5 protein-coding genes and 1 pseudogene are annotated in these 4,962 nt (G+C 64.7%); 1 reads left to right on the top strand and 5 read right to left on the bottom strand.

Features of this window, described 5'->3' with window-relative positions; all coding sequences use genetic code 11:
* A pseudogene (gene pgi / locus I55_RS22295) lies at positions 1–242 on the bottom strand (glucose-6-phosphate isomerase); the annotation flags it as partial.
* 45 nt (positions 243–287) lie between these two features.
* Between pgi and I55_RS39115 the strand changes: the two are divergent.
* Entirely contained in the window at positions 288–419 is a 132-nt protein-coding gene (locus I55_RS39115; RefSeq protein WP_286364316.1) for a hypothetical protein, read from the top strand.
* Positions 420–560: 141 nt separating this feature from the next.
* On the opposite strand, the gene I55_RS22290 is transcribed toward I55_RS39115, so the two are convergent.
* From I55_RS22290 to I55_RS22275, 4 genes are all read right to left on the bottom strand, one after another.
* Positions 561–1,076 carry a hypothetical protein gene (locus I55_RS22290; protein ID WP_044562793.1) on the bottom strand — a complete coding sequence of 172 codons (516 nt, stop codon included), beginning with the start codon at positions 1,074–1,076 and terminating at the stop codon, positions 561–563.
* Between the two features lie 102 nt (positions 1,077–1,178).
* Positions 1,179–3,035: a TonB-dependent receptor domain-containing protein gene (locus I55_RS22285; protein WP_252181262.1), complete on the bottom strand. Its 1,857-nt coding sequence runs from the start codon at positions 3,033–3,035 to the stop codon at positions 1,179–1,181.
* A gap of 230 nt (positions 3,036–3,265) precedes the next feature.
* On the bottom strand, positions 3,266–4,192 hold the full coding sequence (locus I55_RS38610) for a TonB-dependent siderophore receptor (protein WP_083901330.1): 927 nt from the start codon (positions 4,190–4,192) through the stop codon (positions 3,266–3,268).
* Between the two features lie 352 nt (positions 4,193–4,544).
* Positions 4,545–4,962: methyltransferase (locus I55_RS22275; RefSeq protein WP_044562795.1), on the bottom strand; the 418-nt coding region annotated here is incomplete at its 5' end.

The raw sequence follows: 4,962 nt of genomic DNA, 5'->3' as shown, positions 1-4,962 counted from the left end.
GAGTTCAGGTTCCACAGGATGCCCTGGACGAAGATCTTGTGCTCATAGAGCGCGACCAGCATGCCCAGGGTGTGGGGGTCCAGCTTCTGGAACAGCAGGGTGTTGGTCGGGCGGTTGCCGGTGAAGACCTTGTGCGGCACCAGGGCCTCCAGCTCCTCCCCATCCAGTCCCTGGGCGGCCAGCTCGGCCCGCGCCTCGTCCTCGGTCTTGCCCAGCAGCAGCGCCTCGGTCTGGGCCAGGAAGCCACGCCGTTCTTCCATACGGAGAACAGCCTGAACAGCGCTGGCGTGCCCACCAACCGCGTGGTGTTCAGCTATTATCCCGGCGGTCATATGATGTACGTGCAGCCCCAGGCCATCGAGAAGCTGACCCAGGACATCCGCAAGTTCATCGTCGCCGGCAGCCCGGCGCAGAACTGACCGCTGAACAGGACCCAAGGGGGCTTGAGCCCCCTTGGTGGCCGGCGACCGCCGGCCCCGGAGTGAGTACTGAAGGACGGAACGAGGAAGCCAAGTCAGCGGATGCTGACGCCGGCGCTTGAGGAACAATGAAAACGAGCGTCAGCGGTCGCGCACGACGCTCAGGCTGTAGGACATGTCCCCCACCTGCAGCTGATAGCCCATGCCCAGCATGGAATGGGCCACGGTGGCGATCTCGCCGCCCTTCAGGTGGATGCGGGCGTTTTCCTGGGAGCGCCAGACCTGGCCGTTTTCCAGGGTGAAGATGGGCCGGCCGGCAGGGTCGGGACGCATGGAAATGATGCGGGACTGGATGTTGTCCAGTTCCGTCGCCACCGGCGGCGGGGGCGGCTCGTGCTTGCCGAACGTGGCTTCGGTCTGGTCGGCCTTGACGCTGGGTGGGTTGCCGAAGGTGGCCTCCACCGCCTTCTTCATCTCCGCTTCCAAGCCGTCGCTGCTTTTGTCGAAACAGGCCAGGCGCTGGTCCCGGTCGGTGATCTTCTTGCAGGCCACCACCTCGCCGGCGGCGCTGGGGGCGGCGGCGCGGGCCGCCCCGGCTGGGGGGAGGACCATCAGGAAGGCCGCCAGCGGGGCGGCGTAAAGACGGGCGTGCTTCATTCCTCGCTCCACTGAACGCGAACGGGGCCGGACCGGTTGCCCGGTCGCGACCCCGACGGTTGAGGGTGGGTGCCGGGCGTTCCCGTCCGGCACCCGCGCTCATCAGAACTTCACCGTCGTGCCGACGAAGAAGGTACGGCCGACGATGTCGTACGAACCGCCGCCACCCGTGGTGACCGGGAACGTGCCGAACGAACCACCCTGGTACGAGCCCTGGTACAGGAAGGGCACGGCCGGGGGCATCTTGTCCGCCAGGTTGTTGATGCCGCCGAACACCGTGATGTTCTTCCAGCGATAGCGGGCGGAGACGTCGTGGTACCAGTAGGTGGGAATGACGTTGAAGTCGGTCGCCGTGGCGGCCTGGTTCGGGAACGTCTCCGACTCGCCGATGAAGCGGCTGGACCACGTGACCGACAGGTTGTTCCAGTCCCAGGTGCCGGTGAACCGGCCCTTAAGGTGCGGATAACCGACGGTGCCGGCGCGATACAGCTTGTTCTCGGCGTGGGCTGGGTCCTGGATCACGATGTTTTCCGGAACCCAGGTGCCGGTGAAGCCCAGGGCCAGACCGCCCATGTTCTCCAGCCCCACCTTGTCCAGCTCGAAGGCGTAGTCGACGGCGAAGTCCAGGCCGCGCACCACTTCCTTGCCGATGTTGACGGTGTTGCCATAGATGGTGGCGATGGAACCGTCCGCGCGGCGGTTGATCAGGGCGCACTGGGCGGTGGCGCTCAGATCATAGCAGTTGCTCAGGATGGAGTTCTGGTTCAGCGCCGCCTGGCCCTGGGTGATCTTCACCAGCCAATAGTCGGCGGTGATGTTCAGGCCCGGGACGAAGGTCGGCGTGAACACGGCGCCGGCCGTCAGGGTGCGGCCGATTTCCGGCTTCAGGTTGATGTTGCCGCCGGTGCGGACCGACGGGTTGCCGAAGTCGGTGGATTTGTAGCCGGCCGGAACCACGGCCGAGCAGTTCGCCTTGCGGGTGGCGCCGCCGTTGTTGATGTTTTCAACCGAGCAGGGATCGCTGACGCCCAGGAAGTTGTCGCCGGCCGGGGTGAACAGGTCGTCGATGTTGGGCGCGCGCACCGCGCGGGCGATGCCGCCGCGCAGCTTCACGTCGTCGTTGACGGCCCAGCCGGCCTGGATGTTCCAGGTGCTGGCGGGACCGGCCAGGCTGTAGTCGGAATAGCGGTAGGCCAGGTCCAGGTCCACGGCCTTGGCGAACGGGATGTCGCGCAGGACGGGGATGCTCAGCTCACCATACCATTCCTTGGTGTCGTAGCTGCCGGCCACGGAACCGTTCTGGTTGCCGTAGATGGTGCCCGTGGGCTGGTTGGCCAGGAAGTCGGTCTTGTCCACCGACTCTTCCTTGCGGTACTCGAAGCCGGCGGCGAAGCTGACCGGGGCCATGGTGCCGCTGAACAGCGCCGGGAACTTGAACAGGTCGCCGTTCAGGTTGAAGGCGGCGTCGTGCTGCTGCAGCGTCGCCAGTTCCTTGGTGTAGGTGTAGGCGTAGGCCTTCTGCGCGGCGCTCAGCGGGCCGACGACGAAGGGGTTGATGGGCAGGCAGCCGTTGGCCTGGGCGGTGGCGTCGCGGCAGACGATCTTGCCGCCCACATTGACCGCGTCCAGCTGCTGGTTGAACAGGCTGACCACGCGGTCGGTGTTCACCAGGCTGGTGTGGTTGCGGCCGTAGTCGTAATAGGCTTCGTAGTGCCAGCCGTTGGTCAGGTCGCCATTCAGGCCGAACACGCCGCGCATCACCTCGTATTCATAGGAATACTCGCGCGGGCCGTACCAGTCGTCGTTCAGGCGGGTGATGGTGAAGCTGGAGAGCTTGTCGGCTGTCAGCAGCGCCTTCAGGTCGGAGGGCAGGTAGGCGTTGTCCGCCTGGATGGTCAGGGCGCCTGAACCGGTGACGCCGTTGGTGCCCGTCGGCGGCGTGCCCGTGCCGTTGGTCATCGGGGTGGACCGGCTGGTGCCACGGCTGTTGGAATACTTCATGTCGCTGAAGAAGTTCAGCGTATCGATGGGGCCCAGGCCTTCCGCCAGGCGGTAGTTCACGACCGTGTCGGCCACCTGGCGCAGGTTGGGCGTGCGCAGCGTCAGGTACTTCGACGTGTTGACGCCGTCGCCGCCGATGGACACCGTGTCGCCGGCGCTGGTCTTGTTGCCGGCGGGGATGCCGTTGATCAGCGTGCCGCGGTTGAACGGGATGATGCCCGAGCCGTCGGTCTTGAAGGTGTAGCTGTACTGCGGGTGCGAGGCGTCCAGCCAGGTGCGAATGACCGGGGCGCCGCTGGCCGCGAAGACCGACGACACGGTCGGGGAGATGCTGATGCGGCCCGGCGTGCCGGCCGGATTGGCCACCAGCGAGTAATTGTACAACGCTTCCGGCCGGTCGCGGCCGTACAGGCCCAGATCGTGATGTAGTCGAGGCGAAGGTGATGTTGCCTTTGCCGCCCACGAAATTGTGACCGATGATGGCGTGACGTTGGTCGACTGGAAGCCGTCGCCCTGCGACCAGTTGTGCTGGATCGTCGCTTCGGCGCCGTCGTATTTCTCTTCAGAATGACGTTGACCACGCGGGCCACGGCATCGGCGCCGTACACGGCGGAGGTGCCGCCGGTGACGATTTCCATACGCTCGATCAGCGATGTCGGGATGCTGTTCAGATCGACCAGCGAGGTGCCGCCCGAACCGTTCCGGCCGGACAGGGAGCCGACGTGGCGCTTGCCGTCCACCAGGGTCAGGGTGCGGTATTCGCCCAGGCCGCGCAGGTTGGCGAAGTTGACGCCGGCGCCGTTGATGAAGCGGGCGTTCGTCGACGGACCCATGTCGTTCTGGGTCTGCGGCAGCTGGCTCAGCACGTCGACGGTCGAGTTCAGGCCGGTGGCCTGGATGGCCTCGGAACTGATGACCTGCACCGGCGTGGGCTGGGTCAGGTTGGGGCGCGCGATGCGCGAACCGGTGACGACGATTTCCTCAAGGGCGTCGTCGGCGGCGGCCTGCTGCTTCTGCTGGGCCTGGGCGGTGGTCGCGGCCAGCGCCATCAGGGCGCCCGCAGCGATGCCATGGCGCCACACCTTGCGGCGGGCGGCGATGGAAATCTCCCTCATGCCTCTCCTCAATCTCTCTTCTGTCTTGATCGTTGGCCGGCCCCGTTTCGGGGGTGCCGCCAGCCCCGCCCATGATCGGTGCAGGATTGCGATCAAAATACTTTGCAGAAGTGCGATTGAGTAAACGGGCCATTTTGTAACGGTTTGTATCAACCGATGGGTGTGCGAATTTTGTCACAATTTTGATAACAGCAGAAACGCAAACATGTCAAAAAACGCAATGATATTACCTACGGCCTATGCCGTGGCAGTTTGACGCATTACCATGGGCGCATAAACGAAAACACGCCGCGACTCCATGGGCACGGCGCGCGACTCGTTCGCTATCTGAATATTGTATAAATAAATCAGATCACTGGAGAGGCCTGCGAAACTTCAGCACGAAGTTGTCCGCCTCGCCGACCGCCTGGTAGCGCTCCCGATCTTTTTCCTTAAGTGCTAGGGTGGGTGGCAAAGTCCATACGCCTTCCGGCCAATCCTTCGTGTCTTTGGGATTGGCGTTCACCTCCGATGTCGCCACCAGTTCAAAGCCGGCCTTCCTGGCCAGCGCGATGGCGTAGTCCTGACGAACGTAACCAGAGGTTGCCTTCGGATCCTGGGGCTGGGCGTCGCTGGCGCGATGGTCCTCGATGCCCAGGATGCCGCCGGGCTTCAGCGCCTTGTAAAAGGCGGCCAAGGCCTCGTCGGCATATCCACCGCCGATCCAATTGTGCAGGTTGCGGAAGGTGACCACCAGGTCCGCACTGCCGGGGGGGCGATGTCGAAGTGGC

Source organism: Azospirillum sp. B4, from assembly GCF_000333275.1.
Classification (GTDB): Bacteria; Pseudomonadota; Alphaproteobacteria; order Azospirillales; family Azospirillaceae; genus Nitrospirillum.
The sequence above is the reverse complement of the archived record's forward strand: the minus strand, read 5'-3'. Positions and strand labels throughout refer to the sequence as shown.